We start from the raw sequence: 23,410 nt of genomic DNA, 5'->3' as shown, positions 1-23,410 counted from the left end.
TTTTGTTGTTTTAATTTTTAGTTAATGAAAAAAATAGGAAAACTTTTAATCATGAGAAAAACTGTAATTTGTATACTTGTTTGCATATTTCTTGTTTTAAGTTTTTTTTCAGGATTATTTCAAGGAATTAAAAAAAAAGGTAATTTACAATTAAAATAAATTTTATGTTGATTAAATGGGTACAAAATAATTATAAATTTTTAATTGCCAATTTTATTTTTTGGGGAGTAATAATGGCTGCGTTCACTGCGCCTATGATTTACATTCCTAAATTAAATGTTTTGAAATATCATATATGGCAGTACATTTTAGATGGTTTTATGGATACCATTTTTTTAGTTTTTGCTTCTTTCATTCTAAAAAGTTTATATCATAAATTCGTTGTGCTTGATGATTTTAATTTATGGCAATTTACAAAAGTGATTTTGTTTTGTATTTTGGCTTCAGGCATCTTTGTTTTTTTATTGTATTTATATACCAATTTCTCAGTTCTTTTCATTTATGATAGACCTGATATTCTAGAATCAACAATCATAAAGAAAAGTTTCTATATTTTGAATTTTATCTTTTTTATTTTTTTATTTTTTATTTGGTCAGTTGCATACACTATGTACAAATCAATTTTAAAATTAAAAAACGATAAAATTGAGAAGACACAATTAGAATCTAATTTAAAAGAATCTCAACTCAATGTGTTAAAAGGGCAAATTAACCCACATTTTATGTTCAATAGCCTGAATAATATTCGTGGTTTGATCTTAGAAAATCCAGAGAATTCTAGAGATATGATTACACGTTTGTCTGAAATGCTTCGGTATTCGTTAACAAAAAATGATATTGATACTATTGCTCTCGAAGAAGAAATAGAAATGGTTGAAAATTTTATCGCAATTTCTAAAATTCAGTTAGAAGAGAGACTACAATTTGTTTCAGAAATTGCTCCTGAAACATTACCAATTAAGATACCACCTATGATTATTCAATTGCTTATTGAGAATGCGATCAAACATGGAATAGCTACGATTAAAGATGGCGGTGAAATTACATTGAGAACGACGATTGAAAATAATAATCTGACTATTTTGGTTAGCAATACTGGAAAATTAGTAATTGTAGAAAACACAACTCAAGTTGGACTAAAGAATATAGAAGAAAGATTGCATTTATTATATGGAAATGACGCTATTTTTAAATTAAAACAAAAAGAGGATAAAGTAGTAGCAACAATTGTAATGCCAATTATATAATCATGAAAAAGATTAAAGCAGTTATTGTAGAAGATTCTCGTTTAGCTCGCAATGAGCTCAAAGAATTGGTTAAAAACCATCCTGAAATTGAAATTATCGGCGAAGCTGAAAACGTAGATGCTGGTTTTGAATTAATTAACAAAACCCAACCCGATTTGCTTTTTCTTGATATAAACATGCCCGAAAAAGACGGATTTGCCTTATTAGAAATGCTAGATAATGTGCCTATAACCATTTTTACAACTGCCTTTGATGAATATGCTATTAAATCATTTGAATATAATGCTTTAGATTATTTGTTAAAACCTATAAACGCTAAAAGATTTGCGACAGCTATTGAGAAAGTAAATGCCATTTTAGTTGAAAAACAAGAAAGTAACGATAAAAAACTGACTTTAAGTAATCAGATTTTCATTAAAGATGGTGAAAAATGTTGGCTGGTTAAAATTGCTGATATTTATTTATTTGAAGTTGATGGGAATTACACCAAAGTTTTTTTTAATAATGAAAAAGCCATTATCAATAAATCTTTAAATCAAATAGAAGATAAACTGCCCTTAGAATTTTTCTTTAAAGCCAATCGCAATCAAATTATTAACATACAATACGTTACTCAAATTGACCCTTGGTTTAGCGGAAATCTTTTAGTTCATTTGCCAAAAGAAGCAAAAGTCGAAATTTCAAGACGTCAAACATCAACATTCAAAGAAAAATTAAGTTTGTAGATTATCATATACTTAATAATTTCATCAATTACACTTTTTTCAAATTTTCTAAAGTTTTAAAAATGTCTCCTTTTTCATTTCGTTTGTCATTATTTTGAAGTAATGAATCAAATATAATGTTTTAGCTCTTTTTGATTTAAAATAGTAATTCAAACTTCAGTATTTTATAAAGGAGTTGTTTTGGTAAAAAGACTATAATTTGTACCAGTAATAATTGGCACAACAAAAATAGCAAGTTCTAAAACATTAATTTACAACGGAATTACCTAATCCCCCGCTAGTCGAAATATTTATTTCTAAATGATCAGGCTAAGTCTCCAGAATTCGCAACACATACTTAGCACACAATACAAATCCACAATCAAAAACTACAAAGTTGTTGATTACAATTTTTAAAGGCATTTTACTGAAAAAGACGGAAGACTTTTATTATTTTTACAGCATTAATAACATAAAATCTGTAGACTTTGTAAAGATGTTTTTATCATCTGGGTTAGGGTTTTTCGTAATCAACTTATTATATTAAAAAAGAATGACAATAAACATTATCAATAACTCACAACACTCGCTCCCAAACTACGAAACCATTGCTTCTGCGGGAATGGATTTAAGAGCCAATTTGACACAATCTATAACTTTAAAACCTCTGGAAAGAACCATTGTAAAAACGGGTCTTTTTATAGAATTGCCGATAGGTTACGAAGCTCAGGTAAGACCCAGAAGCGGATTGGCTGCCAAAAATGGGATAACCGTTCTTAATGCGCCTGGAACTGTCGATGCCGATTATAGAGGAGAAATAGGAGTAATTTTAGTAAATTTATCCAATGATCCATTTGTTATCGAAAACGGAGAACGAATTGCCCAACTCATCATCGCCAAACACGAGCGTGCAGACTGGATTGAAGTACAAGAATTAACCGAAACTTCAAGAGGTGCCGGCGGATTTGGAAGCACTGGAGTGAAATAGTTAGCAGACTTCAGACTTCAGAATACAAAAAAAGACAAAGAGTAGCATGGATACTTTTTATCTTTCAAAAAATATAATAATAATTTAGCTTAGTGTGCTTTTCAACAGTACAGTTTGCAGTATAATAACCAAACCCAATGAAAATAATTGTACCAATGGCAGGACGTGGATCACGTCTTCGCCCACATACCTTAACCATTCCTAAGCCTTTAATTCCAGTTGCGGGTAAACCAATCGTACACCGTTTGGTCGAAGACATTGCTGGTGTTTTAAATCAGCCTATAGAAGAAATTGCATTCGTTATTCATGAAAGTTTTGGAAAAAAAGTAGAAGAAGATTTAATTGCAATTGCTCAAAAATTAGGCGCCAAAGGAACTATCTATTATCAAAATGAGGCACTTGGAACTGGTCACGCCATTATGTGTGCTCAAGATTCTTTGAGTGGACCAGCTGTTATTGCTTATGCTGATACTTTAATCCGTGCTAACTTTGATTTAGATACAAATGCCGATAGTGTTATTTGGGTAAAACAAGTAGATCAACCAGAAGCTTTTGGTGTGGTAAACTTAAATGAGGCCAATGAAATAATTGAACTCGTTGAAAAACCAAAAGAATTTGTTTCGGATCTTGCCGTTATCGGAATTTACTATTTTAAAGATGTTGCCGTTCTAAAAAACGAACTTCAACTAGTGTTGGATAATAATATCATTCACGGTGGAGAATATCAAATTAATGATGGAATAAAACAAATGATGGCCAAAGGCATGAAATTTGTTCCAGGAAAAGTAGATGAGTGGATGGACTGCGGAAACAAAGACGTTACTGTAGAAACCAATTCCAGAATGTTAGGTTTTTTACAGGAAGATGGTGAAAATTTAGTTTCTAATTTAGCGGTTTTAGAAAATTCAACGATTATTCCGCCTTGTTATATTGGGGATGATGTAGTCCTGATGAATTCAATCGTAGGGCCAAATGTCTCTTTAGGGGACGGATGTCACGTACAAAATAGCACAATTAAAAACAGTTTGGTGCAAACCAACGCCCGTATAAAAAATGCCAATCTTGATAATGCCATGATAGGGAATTATGCCAGTTTTGATGGGGATTTCACTAATATCAGCATTGGCGATTATTCCGTTTTAGAATAATTAAAAAGCGTACATTAAAAAATCATCAAGCAGCATTTTTAAGTTTTTATTATGCTGCTTCGTTGTTTTTTTAATTTATTTTGCACAAGAGAACAATGTTATTGATTTTGTTTTCAAAAGACTTCTTCTTTCAATGATAAAAAAATGGCCTTTCATATTCACTTTTTCCGTTTTGCTAAGCAATTCAGTTGCTGTATTGGCACAAACGGAGCCAGAGGAAATCAAAGTGGAAGGAGATAAATTTCAAGATTTTTTTTATGAATCTTTATTTCAGAAAAGCATTGAAAACTATGATAAATCTTTAGCATCATTAGAACAATGTTTGAAATTAAACCCCAATGAAGCAACGGTTTATTTTGAATTTGGGAAAAATTATTTTGCTCTAAAAGATTATAAAAATGCCTACGATTCTTATGAACGTGCGGCTCAAATGGATCCTAACAATAAATGGTTTTGGGTAGGGATGTACGATGTATGTTATGCCACCAAAGATTTCAACCAAGCCATAATTATAGTCAATAAAATCATTCCTTTTGATCCAGAATACAAAGAAGATTTGGTTTCCTTGTACATGGCAACAAAGCAGTATGATAAGGCTCTTGAAGGGATAAATGAGCTGAATGAAAAAACCGGAAAAACAGACAGAAGAGAAATGTACAAAATGGAAATTTTGTCTGAAGGGAAATATCAAAATGCAGAAATAACAAACTTAATTGATCAAATAAATAAAAACCCAAAAGAAGAATCGAATTATATTGCTTTGATTTTTTTGTATTCTAAAAATAATGAAGAAGCAAAAGCATTGGAAATCTCACAAAAATTAGAAAAAGAAATTCCTGAATCAGTTTGGGCACAAGTGAGTTTGTTTAAAAATTATTTAGAAAAAAATGATGGACCAAACGCGGTAAAAGCGATGAATATCGTTTTGGCCAGTTCGAAAATTGATTCCAAAATCAAGCACCGCATTTTTAATGAATTTTTGCTGTTTGCCAATGTCAATCCACAATTTACGCCCGATTTGGATAATGCAATTGGTTATTTTAAAACAGATACAACCGTAAATGTTGCCAAAGAAATAGGTAAGTTTTACCACAATAAAAAACAATGGGCAAACGCGATTAAATATTACGAACTATCGGAGAAAAACGATTCGGAAGTTGATATTGAAGCGAATTTGCTTTGGCTTCAAGCCAATACCGAACTCAAGCAATTTGAATCAGTAGCCAAAAAAGCGATGACGTTGATCGAGAGTTTTCCTGCTGAACCTCAATTTTATTATTATGCAGGAATGGCAAACAATCAATTGAAACAATTTAAAAAAGCCAAAGAGATTCTTGAAATGGGCTTTGATTATGTAGTGGAAAACGTAAATTTAGAAATTAATTTTAATATTCAACTTGGCGAAGCTTTTCATGGTTTAGGAGATGCAACGAAGGCAGCGTTTTATTTTAGTAAAGCCAATCAATTAATAAAAGAAAAAAAATAATGAATCGATTTCTAGTAAGAGTACTTTTTGTTTTAATGGTTTGCATGAGCAGTTCGCTAACATTAGTGTCTTGTAAAGCAAAGGCAATTGCGGTAAAGGAAAACACGAATTCAAATCGTTTAACGGCAGATCGGATTGTAAAAAATTATTACAATAATAAAAGTGAGTTTTCAACATTATATATTAAGTCTAATGTAAGATATAGTGATGATAAACAAACGCAAAATGTAACTGCCGAAATAAAAATCAAGAACAATGAGCAAATTTTGGTCAGTATTCGTTTTTTAGGGATAACAATGGCCAAAGCCTTAATTACTCCAACGACAGTAAGCTATTATGAGAAAATAAATGGGAGTTATTTTGAAGGCGATTTTAGTACATTAAGTCAATGGCTAGGAACCGATTTGGATTATAAAAAGATTCAAAACATGTTGATTGGCCAAGCAATGGATGACTTAACGAAAGGAGAATATAAAGATTCTTTAATAGATCAAACGTACCGTTTGGAGGATATTTCTAATAAAGACACCAAAAAATATTTCTTTTTTGACACTCAAAAATTCCTGTTAAATAAGCAGGAGATTACTCAAACTGATAAAAACAGAATGATTCAGGTTTCTTATTCTGATTCTAAGCTGTATAATGAATCCATGTTTCCTTCTAATGTTGCAATCAGTGCCAGTCAAGATAAAGGGAATACAGAAATAAATTTAGGATACAACACCATAACCATAAATGAAGAACTTTCTTTTCCATATAGTGTTCCAAATGGCTATAAAAGAATTTTAATTAAGTAAATTTGAACAAATTCAATAGTAAGATGCCGAGATTTATTTTAAGCCTAATTTTTTTAAGCATGACCTCATTAATGTGGGGGCAAGATTCGCAACAAGAAAAATTAGAAAAACGTAAAGCCGAAATTCAACAGGAAATTTTGGCTAATGAAAAGTTATTGCAAACGGTAAAGAAAAAAGAGAAATCTGCCGTTAATGTGATTATTTTGCAAAGCAATAAAATTAAATTAAAAGAAAAACTGATTCATACTACAGAGAAACAAACAAGGATTCTTGGGAATGACATGTACATCAATCAGATGAAAATCAATAAGCTGAATAAGGAGTTGGCTATACTAAAAGAAGATTATGCCAAGATGATTGTGAAATCATACAAAAGCAGATCTGAACAAAGTAGGGCTATGTTTTTATTATCATCAGAGAATTTTTTGCAGGCCTATAAAAGAGCTCAGTATATGAAACAATATACGAGTTATAGAAAAATACAAGGAGAAGAAATAAAAACCAAAACGGATGAGCTTTTAGGATATAATGAAAGATTAAACATTCAAAAAGCAGCCAAAAAGAAGTTATTAGCCGAAAACACCAAAGAAAAATTGTCTCTTGAAAAAGAAAAAAGAGAACAACTGAAATTGGTGAATGCTATTAAAAAAGACAAGAAAAAAATTATAGCCAGTATTAAGAAAAAACAGCAAGAGTCCCGAGCTATAGACAGACAAATAGATCGATTAATTCGTGAAGCCATTGCCGAAGCCAATAGAAAAGCAGCTATTGCAAATCCAAATGCTCCCGTTGCGACCTATACTTCATCCAGAATTGTATTGACTGCGGAATCAAAAATATTAGCAGATAATTTTAGAGCCAATAGAGGTAAATTGCCTTGGCCAGTAGAAAAAGGATTTGTGTCATTGGGATACGGGGATCAAGCACATCCAGTCTACCCAAGCCTAGTGATTCATAATAGTGGAGTGGAAATCACCACAGATCAAGGGTCAACTGCAAGAGCGGTTTTTGGAGGAGAAGTAACAAGTGTTATCGTTTTGTCTCCCGTAAATAAAGCGGTAATGATACAACATGGAGATTGCTTTACGGTGTATCAAAATTTAAGTTCTGTTTTTGTAAGCAAAGGAGATAAAGTAAATATCAAACAAAGTTTAGGAAAAATTAGAACCAATGGGGAGGGTAAAACCGTTTTGAAATTTACCATTTCTCAAAATACTACCTATAATAATCCAGCAAGTTGGCTGTATAATATGTAACCAAATCGCCCAAAATATTCAGCATTATTTTATTTAAAAAAATAAGATAGTGCTGTTTTTCTAAAAGTATCATTCATTAAATTTGCACCATATATATTTAAGATGCCAAAATTTTTTATAAGCCTTATTTTTCTACTTGCCACTTCTGTTCTTTGGAGTCAAGAATCACAACAAGCAAAATTAGAAGCGCAAAAAGCCAGAATTCAAAAAGAAATCCTAGAAAACGAAACCAAACTACAAACGGTTAAAAAAAAGGAAAAAACAGCAACCAAAGCCATTGTTTTACAAAGCAATAAAATCAAGCTAAAAGAAGAATTAATTTCGACCACCGAAAAGCAAACGAAGTTTTTGGGGAGTTCTATTGCTGTAAATCAAGCTCAGATTAGTGCATTAGAAAATGAACTCCAATTACTAAAGGAGGACTACGCCAAGATGATTGTTAAGTCATACAAAAGCCGCTCCGAAGAAAGTCGAGCCATGTTTATATTATCTTCGGAAAGTTTTTTGCAAGCGTATAAAAGGGCACAGTATCTGAAACAATACACCAATTATAGAAAAATACAAGGGCAAGAAATAAAATCCAAAACGAATGTGCTTTATACATTTAATGCCAAATTAGATGTTCAAAAAAGTGCCAAGGAACAGCTTATTACCGAAAACGAGAAAGAGCGATTGTCTTTAGAAAAAGAAAAAATTGAACAACAAAAACTAGTAGATTCCTTAAAGAAAGATAAGAATAAAATTATCGCAGAGATTAAGAAAAAGCAAAAGGAGTCTAAAGGAATTGATAAAAAAATAGACCGATTAATTCGGGAAGCCATTGCGGAGGCCAATAGAAAAGCAGCCAGAGAAAAAGCTGCAAAAGATAAAGCCAAAGCAGACGCTATTGCAAAAGCCAATGCTATTGCCAAAGCTAATGCTATGGAAAAGGTTAAAGCTATTGCTGCCGCTAATGCAATTGCTGCAGCCAATGCAAAAGCGAATTCCAAACCAATTCCAAAACCGATTCCAATTCCAAAAGAAGTGGCAAAAGCCATTGCTAAAGTAGAACCGACTGTTATGCCTGTCGCAGTTTCATCCACTAAGATGGAATTATCATCGGGAGGAAAAGTAGATTCGGATAATTTTAAGGGCAATAAAGGAAAATTGCCTTGGCCAGTTGACAAAGGATATATTTCACTTGGTTATGGAGACCAAGCACATCCGGTATATAAAACCCTGGTAATCCATAACAGCGGACTGGAATTTGCCACTGATTCTGGTGCCAATGCCAGAGCGGTTTTTGCCGGGGTGGTAACGAGTGTTATTATCATTTCGCCAGTAAATAAATTGGTCATGTTACAACATGGAGACTTTTTTACCATTTACCAAAATCTGAGTTCAGTCAATGTAAGCAAAGGCGATAAAGTAAGTATAAGACAAAGCTTGGGAAAAATAAAAACGAATGGAGATGGGAAGACGATTCTGAAATTTGCGATTACTCAAAACACTACCTACACTAATCCAAGATCTTGGTTGTCGGGAAAATAGTAGGTTAAAATTAATAAAATTTAAACAGTCTTCTGAAATGAGCATAACCTTAAATTTTGTCGTTAACCTAAATGGTGATATGCGAATTCCATATTCCTAAAAAAAAGCTAATATTAACTCCGTATGAAAAATAAAATTTACATTTGATAAAAATAAAACTTGAAAATATGAATTCTAATAATCCATTTTTAAACAACAAAACATTTTCAACTGCTGTTTCCAGAAAGGACGAAGTGCATCAAGCAACGATTATTGATGATAATCAAAGCATGACTTTGGCAGGGACAATCAACAGAAGTTTAATTCTTTTTTTATTGCTTACCGCTTCAGCAACCGTGATTTGGTGGGCTACGTTTAACGGATGGAATCCAATGTTTCCTGCTATTGGTGGTGCCATTGTTGGACTAATTTTAGTGGTAGTCGCTGCTTTTAAACCCGAATATTCTCCGTATTTAGCCCCCGGATATGCACTTTTTGAGGGGTTATTCATTGGTGGAATTTCAGCTATATTCGAAACGATGTACCCAGGAATTGTAGTGCAAGCTGTCGGAGCTACTTTTGTCACGTTTGCAGTTTGTTTAGGGTTGTATAAATATAAAATTGTAAAAGTAACAGAGCAATTCAAATCGGTTGTTGTAGCGGCCACTCTTGCTATTGCTACCTATTATATAATCTCTTGGTTGGTCTCTATGTTTACAAGTTTCACACCGGTTCACCATGGAAATTCTATGATGAGTATTGGTATTAGTGCGTTTGTAATTGTTATTGCAGCCTTAAACTTGTTCTTGGATTTTGACAGTATAGAAAAAGGAGCAGAGCAAAAAATGCCAAAATATATGGAATGGTACGGAGCAATGGGATTGATGATTACACTAGTATGGTTGTATATTGAATTCTTACGATTGCTTTCAAAACTGAACAGTAAAAACTAAGGACAGCTTAAGATTCAAATCAATACCCTTCTTTTTTAGGAGGGTATTTTTTTTGGAATTCAAAGACATAAATTAGTGCGGTTCTTTTCTCGTATGTTAATTTATAAAGGGATTAAAGGAATTGTAGCTATCAAATCATTAAATTTGCATTCTTATTTAAAGACATGTTAGAAAAAGAAACAATAAATTTCGAAAAAACGGCCATTGTTGGTATTGTTACCCAAAATCAAAGCGAAGAAAAACTTAAAGAATATCTTGATGAATTGGAGTTTTTGACTTTTACCGCTGGAGGAGAAGTGGTCAAACGCTTTTCTCAAAAGATGGAACGTCCGAATCCTAAAACGTTTGTGGGAACTGGAAAACTGGAAGAAATTTGTCTTTTTGTAAAAGAAAATGATATATCAACTTTGGTATTTGATGATGAACTATCGCCTTCGCAACAAAAGAATATTTCTAAAATAATCGACTGTAAAATACTAGATCGTACACACCTTATCCTTGATATTTTTGCACAAAGAGCCGAAACCTCTTATGCAAGAACCCAAGTAGAACTGGCGCAATGCCAATATCTATTACCTAGACTTTCTGGAATGTGGACCCACTTGGAACGTCAAAAAGGAGGAATCGGAATGCGTGGACCTGGAGAAACCGAGATTGAAACAGACAGACGTATTGTTCGTGACCGAATTGCCTTATTGAAAGATAAAATTAAAAGTATCGACAAGCAAATGGGAACTCAGCGAAGCAATCGTGGTTCTATGGTTCGTGTAGCCTTGGTTGGGTATACCAATGTTGGTAAATCGACTTTGATGAATGCAGTTGGGAAAAGTGACGTGTTTGTAGAAAACAAACTTTTTGCGACGTTAGACACCACGGTTCGAAAAGTAGTTATTAAGAACTTGCCTTTCTTGCTTTCGGATACTGTAGGATTTATTAGAAAATTACCAACTCAATTGGTAGATTCGTTCAAGAGTACATTGGATGAAGTTCGTGAAGCCGATTTGTTATTGCATGTTGTCGATATTTCACATCCCGAATTTGAAGATCATATCGAGTCGGTAAACCAGACGTTGTTGGATATTAAAGCCAATGATAAGCCAGTAATAATGGTGTTCAATAAAATTGATGCCTATAAACATTTGACCATTGATGAAGATGATTTGATGACCGAAAAGACCCCAAAACATTTTACCCTTGGGGAATGGGAGCAAACCTGGATGCATCGTTTGGGTGGAGAAAAAGCGTTGTTTATTTCGGCTACGAACAAAGAAAATTTTGAAGAATTTAGAGAACGTGTTTACGAAGCAGTTCGACATATTCACATTACCCGTTTTCCATACAATAAATTTTTATATCCAGATTATAAAGATGCCGTGGAGAAGGAGGAGAATGAAGAGTAATCTATAAGTTTTTCTTTAAATGAAAAAATCCCAAAAATCTAGTTTTTAGATTTTTGGGATTTTTTATTGAAACATATATTGATTAGGATTTTTTCAATTCTAATTTCTCATTATCTGGAGAGGTATAAATATCATCAGATTTGGTTTCATATCTCTTATATGTATTATCAGAAAGTTTCTCAACCATTACATAATCACTTTTTAATTTCATGATATAGAGTTCTTTTCCAGAATCAGTTTTAATATGAAATTTGTTTGAATTTGGATAATCATTCGTTAATCTTCCTTTTTCATAGATCAAAAAATTAGGAGTATAACCAGAATCTAAACTTACTATATTTCCATCACTTCCACTAGGTTTAAATCTTGGTATTTCAAAGAAACCTGTAAAACTAGTTTTTTCTTTATAAGTTGCCGTACCTACTGTATTTATGTAGTAAACGGATGTTGCATTCAAATTTTCTACTTTATGGCTAAAAGTTGTTTGGTTTATAAACTCTAAATCGGCAATAATTGACCTTGCATTTCCTGGCCACATACTCAACATACCGGCTCCTTCTTTTGCGACAGCCAAATATTCATTTGCTTTTATAAAATTGACTTTAAATATTTCGATAAGACTTAAGTTCAAATAGATTACTTTATTTAGTTCTTTTTCCTTTATTTTTCCAAATTGTTTTCCAATATAGCTTTTGTAAAAGGTTTGAGATTCTTCTAAATAAGCATCGTCAAAATTGAGCGTTTCGAGTTTTGCTAATAGTTCAGTGTTTTTGGCATTAAAAGCTTCCAATTCAGGAAATCCTTCTGTTTTTTCAAAGAGTCCGTAATTAAAAGTAAATTCTTTTTCGTTTGCAGTTATTAATAAAATATCTAACGCATTATAAGCAAGCCTACATAAAGTGTTTGCCATATTTACTTCATTAGATTTACTGGTTACGTTTAAAGTGGCACTAGTATTAATGGTTTTTTCAAAAATAATAGAATTGTCTTTTCCTAAAATCAAATAATTAAAATTTCCTGTAATTACAGTTTGCCCATTTGAATTAATGGATCTCGAAGCAGTAGGTATAAATCCAGTCAATATTTTTATATCCGGATTTATTGAATCAATTTTTTTGTCGTTTTTATATTCAGGCAGAGCAATTAGATGTTGATATGTTTTGTTTCTATCATAGCCTTCAGTGTATGACCAATTTTTATGACCTTGAATAATGATGTTATAAGTTTTTATAGCATTAAAAAAATCTGATTTGGGAACTGGTATTTTAATTTTTTTTGTTTCAGTATCCGTCTTTTGTGCAAAAGTAGCAAAAGTGATAAGCAGGAATAATAGCGTAAATAATTTTTTAATCATTTCTTAAATTTTACAGGTTAATTTAGGATGTAAAAATAAGTAAAAACATTAAAAAATGTATTTTTTTGTAACTTTTTTCAATTAAAACGATTCAAAAAACAGATAAAAACAATATCTTGGCACTCAAAAATTATTTTAATATTCTAAACCCTTACTGTTTTAAAATTTCATCTATGAAAAAAATTACTTTATTATGTTTTGTTTTATGTTCGACGGTTTCTTTTGCTCAAAAAGTAGATTTAGATCGTTTTTATTTTGATGTCAGTTTTCAAAATTTACCTGAAGAACTAGTGCCTTTTGAACAACGAACATATGCAACTACAATTATTACCGATGGTCCTATATCAAAACAATTTGAAAGCGCTAAAGTTCTAAATAATGATTTGTATATCTCAGGATGGAAAAAAGTAGCCGAAAATCCAACCATTACTTTAGTACTTAATTTAGCTGATTTTTATGAGGCAGGAACAAAAGTGAATACAAAAATTGTTGAAGAAAAAGATAAAGACGGTAAAGTAATCAGTTCATATCCCTTGTACTCAATTACAACAACATATAGTGGTCGTGCAAACGGAACCCAAACATCTATTTTACAACCAAAAGAGACTCCTGCTTCTGTTGTGGTTGTTGATGCTCCTAAGCCAACGAATAGATTTTTAAAAAGCACCAATCAGGAAGCACCAAAAACAGAGAATACTAATAATCATAAAACATTTAATTTTTCTGGCGATATTGCGTATACTACAAAAGAAAGTAGATCTCTTGCAGATGTAGAGAAAGATGAAGAACAAAACAGAAGAACTAACTTTAATGTTAGATTAAGACAATTTGTTACAGACTGTATTGCAAAAACGAATCGCAGACTAAATAATCAATATGGCTTTGTTCCTACTAGTTATAAAGAGCAATTGTGGATTATGGATTCTAAGGAAGAAGAAGGAGCAATTCAAAAAGAAGCAATCGAAGCAGTTAAACTTCAATTTGCAGGGATGAAGGCGGATCAGCCTATTGATAAACTAGCTGCCGATTTGCAACCGTTAATAGAATATTTTGAGTCTTTAAAGACAAAATATACAGAAGACAATAAGGGGAGTAAGAAAATTAGATATTCTGCCTATTATAATTTAGGCAAAATTTATTTGTATTTGGATCAGCCTGAAAAAGCAATTAAAGAAGGTGAAGGACTAATCGCTAATGATTATGACAAGAAAGACGGGAAAAATATTATTGAAGAGGGGACTAAGTTAGTAGAACATTTTAATAAACTACAATTAAGAACAAGACACAATCCTTCATTGTAATTGATTTGAATAAATTATAATTTAAAGACCTTTTAGTAGTAATTGCTAAAAGGTCTTTTTTTGTTCTGAAAGTTGTAATTGAGTCTTACACCAAACATTTTCTTTGGATTGAAGAAGGTACTATTTTTTAGTAGACTTGTACAATGGCACAGCAGAGCAAGCTTCTCCATACATTATACTTCTGGCATAAGGTTGCAAATACTGTGCGGCCAAAATATAGGCTCGCATAGGAACGGGTTTTCTGGAGCAGCCTTTTATAATAATAGGTTTGTCTTGGTAAACACTATAATCAATTTTGGGAAGTAATTCATCATATAAAGCCGAATCCAAATCTTCGATAGAACCGTTTATAATTTTCTTGGCATAAGGAGCCAAATGCATGGTGACTAAAATGATAGCCCACTTAGGGGTAATCGCATCTGTCCCACAAGCAACAGCAACATATTGATCTTGGTATTTTGACCAATCTTGATTGTTGAGCTGTTCTCTAAAGTCTTTTTCTTTCAACAAAAAACCATCAATAAGCCATTGTGAAATATCTATTTGCGCTCGAGCTCCTTCTGGATAATAGTCTTCAAGATCGAAAACTTCCAGTACACTATTCGCTACTTTATTGATTATTTCTTCCATTTTTTAAATATTAAGTGGTCAGTGGTCAGTATTTAGTGATCAGCTACTAACTGAATACTAAAAGACTGAACACTGTCTACTTTTTACTAAAGCATTCCCAACTCTAATTTTGCTTCTTCGCTCATTAAATCTTTGCTCCAAGGTGGATCAAAAGTAATTTCTACTTCAGCATCTTTTACATGTTCAATAGATTTTACTTTTTCTTCTACTTCTCTTGGCAAACTCTCAGCTACCGGACAGTTTGGAGAAGTAAGAGTCATTAATATTTTCACTTCGTAATCGGTATTAACCATCACGTCATAAATCAATCCTAATTCGTAAATATCTACAGGAATCTCTGGATCGTAAATGGTTTTCAATTTTTTTACAATCGATTCTCCTAATTCTGCGGTGTTTATTTCTTGTTCCATATTTTTAATTTTTCTTAGCATCAAATGCCAAGGCATACATTTTTATATTTTTTATCATCGACACCAAACCATTGGCTCTTGTTGGCGAAAGATGTTCTTTCAATCCTATTTCGTCTATAAAATCTGTATCGGCGTTTAATATATCGATCGCTTTTTGGTTTGAAAAAGTACGGATTAAAATAGCGATTATTCCTTTGGTCAAAATGGCATCACTATCGGCTGTAAAGACAATTGTATCGCCGTTTTGTTCTCCTTGTAACCATACTTTGGATTGACATCCTTTGATCAGGTTGTTGTCGGTTTTGAATTCTTCTTTGATTAAAGGAAGATTTTTGCCTAAATCAATAATATATTCATAACGTTGCATCCAGTCGTCAAACATGGAGAATTCGTCTATAATTTCGTTTTGTGTTTCTTTTATTGTCATTCTACTTTTTTTGAAAAGGATAGTATCGTATTTACTAAATTTTTTATTTTATCGGGTGGAAATCCATTATCGAAAGTCTGGCTTTCGTAGGTTTTCCCTTTATAGGTTATTGTCAAATTGGCCATTGCCGCTCCATCGTGAAAACGTTTTTGAGTGGGAGCTTTCAAACTTGGAATTTCGTCCAAATTTACTTTTTGAAATTCTTTTATTAAAGTGTTCCATTGGGCATCGGTAAGCGAATTCGAAACTGGTTTTCCGTCTCTGGTATTCGTAACCGATATGGTTTTATTTTCTACAACCGTGTTATTATACAATCCTCTTGAATTGGCAGTATACTCCATTTTTGCAGTCTCCATATCAACATTATTTTGACTTTGACAGTTTTTACCAAGAAACAGGGTTAAAAACAAAAGGGATATAATTTTCATTGCAGTTCAGTTTTAGGATAACATCATTTGTGCTTTTTTTACGGCATCGACCATTAGGTCAATCTCTTCTTTGGTATTATAAAAAGAAAAGGAAGCTCTTATTGTTCCGGGAATTCCGAAGAAATTCATAATCGGTTGCGCACAATGGTGACCCGTTCTTACGGCAATTCCTAATTTGTCTATAATGGTTCCAATATCATAGGGATGAATACCATCAATATTAAACGAAATAACCGAGGTTTTTGCTTCGGATGTACCAAAAATCTGCAACCCGTCGATTTCCAATAATCGCTTTGTTGCGTAATTTAATAACTCTAATTCTTGCTTTTGAATGTTATCGAAACCTATTTCATTCATATAATCGATAGCAGTTCCTAGAACAATTCCGCCCGCAATATTGGGTGTTCCCGCTTCGAATTTATGAGGCAAATCAGCATAAGTGGTTTTTTCGAAAGTCACTTCTTTGATCATTTCACCACCGCCTAGATAGGGAGGCAATTTATTCAACCAAGCTTCTTTTCCGTATAAAATTCCAATGCCCGTTGGTCCACACATTTTATGGCCTGAAAAAACATAAAAATCACAATCCAGTTCCTGAACATCGGGTTTTAAATGCGGTACGGCTTGTGCGCCATCAATTAGAATAGCAGCCCCAACTTCGTGAGCTTTGTCAATCATATATTTGACAGGATTGATAGTTCCCAGCGCATTCGAAATATGATTTACGGCTACAATCTTGGTTTTAGGAGATAGTAATCGATCATACTCTTCCATAATCAATTCACCATTTTCATTCATCGGAATGACTTTGAGTGTGGCTCCTGTTTTTTCACACAGCATTTGCCAAGGCACAATATTACTGTGGTGTTCTAATGCAGAAACCAACACTTCATCACCTGGTTTTAGAATGGAAGCAAATCCATTGGCTACTAGGTTGATCCCAAAAGTAGTTCCTGAAGTAAATAGCACTTCGTGAAGGAATTGTGCATTAATGTGATTTTTCACTTTTGCTCGGGAAACTTCATAGGCATCAGTCGCCAATTGGCTTAGCGTATGAACACCTCTATGGATGTTGGCATTAATTTCTTGATAATAGGTTGAAATTGCATCAATAACCACTTGGGGTTTTTGTGAAGTGGCTCCGTTATCGAAATATACTAAAGGTTTTCCGTTTACTTTTTGTGAAAGAACAGGAAAATCGGTTCTTATTTTTTGAATATCTAACATTTCTTTATTTAGAATTTTTCTAAATACAAAAGTAATACAATTGATTTAGTTTTTTATGAAACAATAGTTAATAATTGTAAAAATAGTAACAAAGAAAACAAGTGTATTGTTGAAAATGAATTGCCTACCGATTGTTTGAAGTTAGTATTCTTTTTTTTACTAAATTGGTGTAATTATCTTTCAATATGAAAAAGTATTTTAAAATAGGTGCTCTTCTCTTTTTCCTACTCTTGGGTTATTTGGGTTTTACCAATTATCCCAAACTGGAATTAATTTCTGGATTTTCGGCCAAAAGTGTTGCTTCCGGACATTTCATCGACTATCGTTCACAAGAAATTATCGAAAAAAACGATAATGATTTTGATGTTATAGGTTGGGCAACCAATGAAATTAATGAATCAGAAAAATTTGCCACGGCGAACGTTTTTGGTTTAAAAAAGCGAAAAGCGATTTATAGAGAGGGTTTGGGAGCCACACTAATAGATGATGATTTTGATGTCAGTAAAGCGTATGAAGTTCCCAAAAGAACAAAATTAAAAAACATATTACCTTTTCCTTATGGAGATCTAGAACCCAAAGACACCGTTTTTTCCAATGTAGATTATGCTAAATTGAGTGAGGCTGTTGCCAATGCATTTGATGCTAAAGGGCATAATGATAAAAGAACCCGCTCTGTTTTGGTTATTTATAATGACAAAATCATTGCGGAGAAATATGCTCCTGGCTTTACTAAAAGCAGCACTATTTTGGGCTGGTCCATGACTAAGAGTATTACGGGAACTTTATTTGGGATTTTTCAAAAGCAGGGCCAGCTTGATATTTATAAGCCCTCTCCCATTGCAGAATGGCAGAATGACAATCGAAAAAATATTACGACCAATGATTTACTCCACATGAATTCGGGTTTGGAATGGGGGGAACATTATGACAGAACCTGTGATGCAACACAAATGCTTTTCCAGACCGAAGATATGACTCGATCCCAACTGATAAAACCAGCCATTTTTAAACCCAACACGCATTGGAATTACTCTTCTGGAACGACAAATTTGTTGTCTGGAATTTTGCGGAAGCAGTTCAAGACGCACCAAGAGTATTTGGATTTTTGGTATTCGGCTTTGATTGATAAAATAGGGATGCATTCGATGCTTATAGAAACGGATATGGCAGGAAATTATGTGGGTTCGTCTTACGGTTGGGCAACGACTAGAGATTGGTCAAAATTGGGATTGTTGTATTTGCATAAAGGCAATTGGAACGGTGAGGAATTATTTGATGCCAGTTGGGCAAAGTATGTTTCGACTCCGACAAATACTTCTCACGGAAGATATGGTGCGCATTTTTGGCTCAATGCTAGTGGTCATTTTCCAGATGTTCCAAGAGATATGTATTATTGTAGCGGTTTTCAAGGGCAAATGGTCGCGATTATTCCGTCTATGGATTTGGTAATTGTGAGAATGGGGTTGAAAGATGAGTTTGACTTTAATGGGTTTTTGAGCGGGATAGTGGGGAGTGTGAAAAAATAATAGTATGGGAAGAAATAAATTTTTAATATCATTTCTATTAATGATAATTGGTTTTGTTTTTAATGCTTTGGCTTGGTCAACAATCATAAGCCATCCATATAATTCGATATGTCTTAATTTGGGATTAGGATTATCATTTTTTGGATTTATACTTTTAATCTATTGTTTAGTTAAAAAATGATTTATAAAAAATATATGTAAGGTAATTGAAAGTTGTTTAGCCCCGATAGAAATGGAAATCCTTTTTGAGGTTTTTCACCGAAAAAAGATTGCAATGTATAGCGGGAATAGCTCCAAAAAAAACCTAACAGTAAAAATTGTTAGGTTTAGATTATTTATCAAAAGATAATATTATTATAAATCAAATCCGATTTTAACGCCCAATTTATTAGCGATAATAGTGGTGATTCTTTGTTTTAATTCCGGTATTTTGATGTTTTCGATTACTGCATTCGAGAAGGCGTACATCAATAATGCTTTGGCTTCTTTTTTAGGGATTCCGCGTTGTTGCATGTAGAACATAGCGGTTTCGTCCAGTTGCCCGATGGTACAACCGTGTGAACATTTTACGTCATCTGCAAAAATTTCTAGTTGTGGTTTGGCATTTATGGTTGCTTTGTCGCTCAAAAGAATGTTGTTGCTTTTTTGAAAAGCGTTTGTTTTTTGAGCTTCTCTTTCTACGTATACTTTTCCGTTAAAAACACCTGTTGATCTGTCAGAATAGATTCCTTTATAATCTTGAAAGCTTTCGCAGTTTGGCGTTGCGTGATGCACCAATGTATAATGATCCACGTGTTGTTTGTCTCCAATAATCGTGATTCCGTTTAAAGTACTGGTCAAACGTTCTCCAAAATGATAGAAATTCAAGTTGTTTCTCGTTAGGTTTCCACCAAAAGAGAAAGTGTGAACGGATACGTGGCTTTCCTGTTTTTGGGAAACATAAGTATTGTCAATTAAGTTGGCCTCCAGATTGTCATTTTGAATTTTGTAGTAATCCACAATGGCTCTTTTTTGAGCAAAAATTTCGGTAACCGAATTGGTTAAAACAGGATTGTCGTTCAAACTTTGATGACGCTCGATGATTTGTACATGTGAGTTTTCGCCAACAATAACTAAGTTTCTAGGTTGTACCAAAAGTGCAGCTTCACTTCCTGTAGAGAAATACATGATTTCTATAGGCTTGTCTACCACTTTGCTTTTTGGGATATTGATATATGCTCCTTCATTAGCAAAAGCGGTATTCAATGAAGTTAAACTCTCGTCTTTACTGGCAATTTTATTGAAGTAAGTGTCAATAACCATCTTGTATTTTGGTCTGTTCAATGCTGATGCCATCAAGCAAACATCAATTCCATCATGAGTAGTTGAAGATAGGTTGGAGGCAAAAACACCGTCTACAAAAACTACTTTATAGGTATCTATTTCGTGTAAAAAATATTTTTTTACATCGCTATATTGAATGCTGTTTTCTGTTTTTGGAAATACGGTAAAGTCATTTTTTAAGATGGCACTTAACGAAGTATATTTCCAAGATTCTTCTTTTTTAGTTGGGAACCCTTTATTTTCGAAGTTTTTTATGGCAGCAGTTCGTACGTTATGAAGTTCTGTTTGAACATCAACACGCTCTTCAAAAGCCATAAAAGACGATAGTAATTTTTCTTTTAATTCCATTATTCTTTATTGTTTAAAGTTTAAGGTTTTAAAGTTTAAAGTTAACTCGACGCAGCTTTAAACTTCAAACTTTAAACAAAAATTTAAGCTTCTTGTTCTAATTTAATCCAATCGTATCCTTTTTCTTCTAATTCGTGCGCTAATTCTGCCCCGCCCGATTTTACAATTTTTCCGTTGTAAAGTACGTGTACGAAATCAGGAACGATATAGTCTAATAATCTTTGGTAATGTGTAATTACGATGACAGCATTTTTATCGCTTTTCAATTTGTTTACTCCATTGGCAACAATTCGTAAAGCATCGATATCAAGACCAGAATCGGTTTCGTCAAGGATGGCTAGTTTTGGTTCTAGCATCGCCATTTGGAAAATTTCGTTTCTTTTTTTCTCTCCTCCAGAGAAACCTTCATTAAGAGAACGAGAAAGAAACTTTCTATCGATTTCTAATAATTCTGATTTTTCACGAATTACTTTTAGCATTTCGTTGGCTGGCATTTCTTCCTGACCTTTTGCTTTTCGTGTTTCGTTGATGGCAGTTCTAATAAAGTTGGTTACCGAAACACCAGGGATTTCTACTGGATATTGAAACGATAGAAAAACCCCTTTGTGTGCTCTTTCTTCTGGAGCAAGATCCGAAAGATCTTCACCGTCCAAAAAGATTTCACCATTTGTTACTTCGTAAGTGTCGTTTCCAGCAATGATAGAAGAAAGTGTACTTTTTCCAGCACCGTTTGGTCCCATTATAGCGTGAACTTCTCCCGCTTTTACTTCAAGGTTTATCCCTTTTAATATTTCTTTGTCACCTATTGAGGCATGTAAATTTTTTATGCTTAACATTGTTTTTATATTTTAAACCATTAAGATTATTAAGTATTTTTTTAGAACAGAAAACTATCCTACAGAACCTTCCAACGAAATTTCCAATAATTTTTGTGCTTCAACAGCAAACTCCATTGGTAATTTATTCAACACGTCTTTACTGAATCCGTTTACGATAAGCGCAATGGCTTTTTCGGTTGGGATTCCACGTTGGTTGCAATAGAAAACTTGGTCTTCACCAATTTTACTGGTAGTAGCTTCATGTTCTACTTTTGCCGTTGGATTTTTGCTTTCGATGTAAGGAAAAGTATGTGCTCCACAATGATTCCCCATCAATAAAGAATCACATTGTGAAAAGTTCCTTGCGTTTTCTGCTCTAGCTCCAATTTGAACCAATCCTCTATAGCTGTTTTGTGATTTTCCAGCAGAAATTCCTTTGGAAATAATAGTCGATTTGGTGTTTTTACCCAAATGGATCATCTTCGTTCCCGTATCGGCTTGTTGAAAATTATTGGTAACTGCAATCGAATAAAATTCACCTACTGAGTTGTCTCCTTTTAAAATAACGGATGGATATTTCCATGTTATGGCAGATCCTGTTTCTACTTGTGTCCAAGAGATTTTAGCATTTTTCTCGCAGAATCCTCTTTTGGTTACAAAATTGAAAACTCCACCTTTACCTTCTTTGTTTCCAGGATACCAGTTTTGAACAGTAGAATATTTTATTTCGGCATCATCCAAGGCGATCAACTCTACCACTGCGGCATGCAATTGATTTTCGTCACGTGATGGCGCAGTACAACCTTCTAAGTAAGAAACGTAACTACCTTCGTCAGCCACTAATAATGTTCTTTCGAATTGTCCTGTTCCGGCTTGGTTGATTCTAAAATATGTAGATAGCTCCATTGGGCAACGAACGCCTTTTGGAATATAACAGAAAGATCCGTCTGAGAAAACAGCTGAATTTAAGGCTGCATAAAAGTTGTCTTTTTGAGGAACAACAGTACCAAGATACTTACGAACCAAGTCTGGATATTCACGAATGGCTTCGGAAATACTCATAAAGATAATTCCTTTTTCCGCTAATGTTTTTTTGAATGTTGTCGCTACCGAAACCGAGTCAACTACGATATCCATGGCTACATTATTCATCATTTTTTGCTCATCCACAGAGATACCTAACTTTTTGTACATTTCCAAAAGTTCTGGATCTACGTCGTCTAGCGTTTTGTTTGGGTCTGCTTTCTTCGGAGCTGAGTAATACGAAATGGCTTGAAAGTCCGGTTTTTCATAACGAACGTTTGCCCAATTTGGCTCAATCATTTCTTCCCAAGCGCGAAAAGCCTCAATACGCCAATCGGTCATCCATTGTGGTTCGTCTTTCTTTTGAGAAATAGCGCGAACAATATCTTCATTTAGACCAATAGGAAATGTTTCAGACTCTAATTCGGTATAGAATCCGTACTCATATTCTTTAGTCTCTAATTCGATTTTTAAATCGTCTTCGGTGTATTTTGACATGTTTTTATTTTTTAAAACCATTAAGAAATTAAGGCTTAATAAGACTTAATTTCTTAATTTTTTAATGGTTTAAATCTTTTTTTAATTCTTTAAAGTGAGAATGATTCCCCACAACCGCAAGTTCTATTAGCATTTGGATTATTAAAAACGAAACCTTTTCCGTTTAATCCTCCTGAAAATTCCAGTATCGTTCCTGCTAAATAAAGGAATGATTTTTTCTCTACAGCGATGGTGATGTCGTTGTCAACGAATATTTTGTCGTCTTCGCCTTTGTTTTTGTCAAATTTCAAATCATAAGACAAACCAGAGCATCCACCGCTTTTTACGCCTACTCTCACGTAGTCCACAGCAGCATCAAAACCATCGTCTTTCATCAAATCGATGATTTTCTTTTTGGCAGTATCAGAAACTTGTATCATGTGTTGGTGTTTTTAATTGTGTTTTTTAGCGAGATTTTGAATAGAAATTCCCAAAAAGGAATCCTATTTCCGAAAAGTATTTTAACCCTTATCTTTATTTCGTCTAAATTAACCGCAAAGATACTATATAAAAACCTTTTTCCATAATTGATAACATTTATATAACTAATGACAAAATAGAAAATGTCTA

At 33.3% G+C, this 23,410-nt stretch carries 22 protein-coding genes; 12 read left to right on the top strand and 10 right to left on the bottom strand.

Annotation, left to right across the window (positions count from 1 at the left end; translation table 11 throughout):
• The first annotated feature begins 164 nt into the window (after window positions 1-164).
• The 10 genes from DB891_RS01450 to hflX all read left to right on the top strand — a co-directional run bounded on the left by DB891_RS01450 (window position 165) and on the right by hflX (window position 11,488).
• Entirely contained in the window at window positions 165-1,247 is a 1,083-nt protein-coding gene (locus DB891_RS01450) for a sensor histidine kinase (RefSeq protein WP_116759846.1), read from the top strand.
• A gap of 2 nt (window positions 1,248-1,249) precedes the next feature.
• Window positions 1,250-1,972, top strand: a complete 723-nt coding sequence (locus DB891_RS01445; protein ID WP_116759844.1) for a LytR/AlgR family response regulator transcription factor — start codon at window positions 1,250-1,252, stop codon at window positions 1,970-1,972.
• Between the two features lie 532 nt (window positions 1,973-2,504).
• Window positions 2,505-2,939, top strand: a complete 435-nt coding sequence (gene dut / locus DB891_RS01440) for a dUTP diphosphatase (RefSeq protein WP_116759842.1) — start codon at window positions 2,505-2,507, stop codon at window positions 2,937-2,939.
• 137 nt (window positions 2,940-3,076) lie between these two features.
• Window positions 3,077-4,087, top strand: a complete 1,011-nt coding sequence (locus DB891_RS01435; RefSeq protein WP_116759840.1) for a sugar phosphate nucleotidyltransferase — start codon at window positions 3,077-3,079, stop codon at window positions 4,085-4,087.
• A 133-nt stretch (window positions 4,088-4,220) separates the two neighbouring features.
• Window positions 4,221-5,573, top strand: coding sequence for a tetratricopeptide repeat protein (locus DB891_RS01430; RefSeq protein ID WP_116759838.1), 1,353 nt, complete (start codon window positions 4,221-4,223; stop codon window positions 5,571-5,573).
• Complete coding sequence (locus DB891_RS01425) at window positions 5,573-6,370, top strand: DUF4292 domain-containing protein (RefSeq protein ID WP_116759836.1); 798 nt, start codon at window positions 5,573-5,575, stop codon at window positions 6,368-6,370. Before DB891_RS01430 ends, DB891_RS01425 begins: the two co-directional genes overlap by 1 nt.
• 23 nt (window positions 6,371-6,393) lie before the next feature.
• Window positions 6,394-7,626 (top strand): murein hydrolase activator EnvC family protein, encoded by a 1,233-nt coding sequence (locus DB891_RS01420; RefSeq protein WP_116759834.1) that lies wholly within the window; start codon window positions 6,394-6,396, stop codon window positions 7,624-7,626.
• 102 nt (window positions 7,627-7,728) lie between these two features.
• Window positions 7,729-9,156: a murein hydrolase activator EnvC family protein gene (locus tag DB891_RS01415; protein ID WP_116759832.1), complete on the top strand. Its 1,428-nt coding sequence runs from the start codon at window positions 7,729-7,731 to the stop codon at window positions 9,154-9,156.
• Between the two features lie 167 nt (window positions 9,157-9,323).
• Complete coding sequence (locus DB891_RS01410; RefSeq protein WP_116759830.1) at window positions 9,324-10,088, top strand: Bax inhibitor-1/YccA family protein; 765 nt, start codon at window positions 9,324-9,326, stop codon at window positions 10,086-10,088.
• 164 nt (window positions 10,089-10,252) lie between these two features.
• Window positions 10,253-11,488: a GTPase HflX gene (gene hflX, locus DB891_RS01405; protein ID WP_116759828.1), complete on the top strand. Its 1,236-nt coding sequence runs from the start codon at window positions 10,253-10,255 to the stop codon at window positions 11,486-11,488.
• 82 nt (window positions 11,489-11,570) lie between these two features.
• Here hflX and DB891_RS01400 read toward each other — a convergent pair whose 3' ends face one another.
• Window positions 11,571-12,842: a hypothetical protein gene (locus tag DB891_RS01400; protein ID WP_116759826.1), complete on the bottom strand. Its 1,272-nt coding sequence runs from the start codon at window positions 12,840-12,842 to the stop codon at window positions 11,571-11,573.
• A gap of 173 nt (window positions 12,843-13,015) precedes the next feature.
• Between DB891_RS01400 and DB891_RS01395 the strand changes: the two genes are divergently transcribed.
• Window positions 13,016-14,143, top strand: a complete 1,128-nt coding sequence (locus DB891_RS01395) for a hypothetical protein (RefSeq protein ID WP_116759824.1) — start codon at window positions 13,016-13,018, stop codon at window positions 14,141-14,143.
• 120 nt (window positions 14,144-14,263) lie between these two features.
• On the opposite strand, the gene DB891_RS01390 is transcribed toward DB891_RS01395, so the two are convergent.
• The 5 genes from DB891_RS01390 to DB891_RS01370 form a co-directional block, all read right to left on the bottom strand.
• A complete protein-coding gene (locus DB891_RS01390; protein ID WP_116759822.1) occupies window positions 14,264-14,773 on the bottom strand; it encodes a DUF2480 family protein in 510 nt (169 codons plus the stop codon).
• 86 nt (window positions 14,774-14,859) lie between these two features.
• Window positions 14,860-15,183 carry an SUF system Fe-S cluster assembly protein gene (locus DB891_RS01385; protein ID WP_116760329.1) on the bottom strand — a complete coding sequence of 108 codons (324 nt, stop codon included), beginning with the start codon at window positions 15,181-15,183 and terminating at the stop codon, window positions 14,860-14,862.
• A gap of 4 nt (window positions 15,184-15,187) precedes the next feature.
• The gene (locus DB891_RS01380; RefSeq protein ID WP_116759820.1) at window positions 15,188-15,610 is read right to left on the bottom strand and encodes a SufE family protein; all 423 of its coding nucleotides are present in this window, start codon (window positions 15,608-15,610) and stop codon (window positions 15,188-15,190) included.
• Entirely contained in the window at window positions 15,607-16,038 is a 432-nt protein-coding gene (locus tag DB891_RS01375; protein WP_116759818.1) for a hypothetical protein, read from the bottom strand. Before DB891_RS01375 ends, DB891_RS01380 begins: the two co-directional genes overlap by 4 nt.
• 12 nt (window positions 16,039-16,050) lie before the next feature.
• Complete coding sequence (locus tag DB891_RS01370) at window positions 16,051-17,265, bottom strand: aminotransferase class V-fold PLP-dependent enzyme (RefSeq protein ID WP_116759816.1); 1,215 nt, start codon at window positions 17,263-17,265, stop codon at window positions 16,051-16,053.
• A 185-nt stretch (window positions 17,266-17,450) separates the two neighbouring features.
• On the opposite strand from DB891_RS01370, the gene DB891_RS01365 reads away from it, so the two are divergent.
• A complete protein-coding gene (locus DB891_RS01365) occupies window positions 17,451-18,791 on the top strand; it encodes a serine hydrolase domain-containing protein (RefSeq protein WP_116759814.1) in 1,341 nt (446 codons plus the stop codon).
• A 354-nt stretch (window positions 18,792-19,145) separates the two neighbouring features.
• Here DB891_RS01365 and sufD read toward each other — a convergent pair whose 3' ends face one another.
• The 4 genes from sufD to DB891_RS01345 form a co-directional block, all read right to left on the bottom strand.
• Window positions 19,146-20,462, bottom strand: a complete 1,317-nt coding sequence (gene sufD, locus DB891_RS01360; RefSeq protein WP_116759812.1) for a Fe-S cluster assembly protein SufD — start codon at window positions 20,460-20,462, stop codon at window positions 19,146-19,148.
• Between the two features lie 83 nt (window positions 20,463-20,545).
• Window positions 20,546-21,298, bottom strand: a complete 753-nt coding sequence (gene sufC / locus DB891_RS01355) for a Fe-S cluster assembly ATPase SufC (protein WP_116759811.1) — start codon at window positions 21,296-21,298, stop codon at window positions 20,546-20,548.
• 54 nt (window positions 21,299-21,352) lie between these two features.
• On the bottom strand, window positions 21,353-22,801 hold the full coding sequence (sufB, locus tag DB891_RS01350) for a Fe-S cluster assembly protein SufB (RefSeq protein WP_116760327.1): 1,449 nt from the start codon (window positions 22,799-22,801) through the stop codon (window positions 21,353-21,355).
• Window positions 22,802-22,890: 89 nt separating this feature from the next.
• Window positions 22,891-23,220: a HesB/IscA family protein gene (locus tag DB891_RS01345; protein ID WP_116759809.1), complete on the bottom strand. Its 330-nt coding sequence runs from the start codon at window positions 23,218-23,220 to the stop codon at window positions 22,891-22,893.
• Between the last annotated feature and the right edge of the window lie 190 nt (window positions 23,221-23,410).

Origin of the sequence: Flavobacterium laiguense (genome assembly GCF_003097655.1) — a bacterium.
Lineage (GTDB): Bacteria > Bacteroidota > Bacteroidia > Flavobacteriales > Flavobacteriaceae > Flavobacterium > Flavobacterium laiguense.
Note: the sequence above shows the minus strand (reverse complement) of the source record. Positions and strands in the feature narration are given on the sequence as shown.

Bases quoted from the DNA above. Each gene is read 5' to 3' on its own strand.
- DB891_RS01450 (WP_116759846.1), top strand. From the start codon at position 165: ATGTTGATTAAATGGGTACAAAATAATTATAAATTTTTAATTGCCAAT.
- DB891_RS01445 (WP_116759844.1), top strand. From the start codon at position 1,250: ATGAAAAAGATTAAAGCAGTTATTGTAGAAGATTCTCGTTTAGCTCGC.
- dut (WP_116759842.1), top strand. From the start codon at position 2,505: ATGACAATAAACATTATCAATAACTCACAACACTCGCTCCCAAACTAC.
- DB891_RS01435 (WP_116759840.1), top strand. From the start codon at position 3,077: ATGAAAATAATTGTACCAATGGCAGGACGTGGATCACGTCTTCGCCCA.
- DB891_RS01430 (WP_116759838.1), top strand. From the start codon at position 4,221: ATGATAAAAAAATGGCCTTTCATATTCACTTTTTCCGTTTTGCTAAGC.
- DB891_RS01425 (WP_116759836.1), top strand. From the start codon at position 5,573: ATGAATCGATTTCTAGTAAGAGTACTTTTTGTTTTAATGGTTTGCATG.
- DB891_RS01420 (WP_116759834.1), top strand. From the start codon at position 6,394: ATGCCGAGATTTATTTTAAGCCTAATTTTTTTAAGCATGACCTCATTA.
- DB891_RS01415 (WP_116759832.1), top strand. From the start codon at position 7,729: ATGCCAAAATTTTTTATAAGCCTTATTTTTCTACTTGCCACTTCTGTT.
- DB891_RS01410 (WP_116759830.1), top strand. From the start codon at position 9,324: ATGAATTCTAATAATCCATTTTTAAACAACAAAACATTTTCAACTGCT.
- hflX (WP_116759828.1), top strand. From the start codon at position 10,253: ATGTTAGAAAAAGAAACAATAAATTTCGAAAAAACGGCCATTGTTGGT.
- DB891_RS01400 (WP_116759826.1), bottom strand. From the start codon at position 12,842: ATGATTAAAAAATTATTTACGCTATTATTCCTGCTTATCACTTTTGCT.
- DB891_RS01395 (WP_116759824.1), top strand. From the start codon at position 13,016: ATGAAAAAAATTACTTTATTATGTTTTGTTTTATGTTCGACGGTTTCT.
- DB891_RS01390 (WP_116759822.1), bottom strand. From the start codon at position 14,773: ATGGAAGAAATAATCAATAAAGTAGCGAATAGTGTACTGGAAGTTTTC.
- DB891_RS01385 (WP_116760329.1), bottom strand. From the start codon at position 15,183: ATGGAACAAGAAATAAACACCGCAGAATTAGGAGAATCGATTGTAAAA.
- DB891_RS01380 (WP_116759820.1), bottom strand. From the start codon at position 15,610: ATGACAATAAAAGAAACACAAAACGAAATTATAGACGAATTCTCCATG.
- DB891_RS01375 (WP_116759818.1), bottom strand. From the start codon at position 16,038: ATGAAAATTATATCCCTTTTGTTTTTAACCCTGTTTCTTGGTAAAAAC.
- DB891_RS01370 (WP_116759816.1), bottom strand. From the start codon at position 17,265: ATGTTAGATATTCAAAAAATAAGAACCGATTTTCCTGTTCTTTCACAA.
- DB891_RS01365 (WP_116759814.1), top strand. From the start codon at position 17,451: ATGAAAAAGTATTTTAAAATAGGTGCTCTTCTCTTTTTCCTACTCTTG.
- sufD (WP_116759812.1), bottom strand. From the start codon at position 20,462: ATGGAATTAAAAGAAAAATTACTATCGTCTTTTATGGCTTTTGAAGAG.
- sufC (WP_116759811.1), bottom strand. From the start codon at position 21,298: ATGTTAAGCATAAAAAATTTACATGCCTCAATAGGTGACAAAGAAATA.
- sufB (WP_116760327.1), bottom strand. From the start codon at position 22,801: ATGTCAAAATACACCGAAGACGATTTAAAAATCGAATTAGAGACTAAA.
- DB891_RS01345 (WP_116759809.1), bottom strand. From the start codon at position 23,220: ATGATACAAGTTTCTGATACTGCCAAAAAGAAAATCATCGATTTGATG.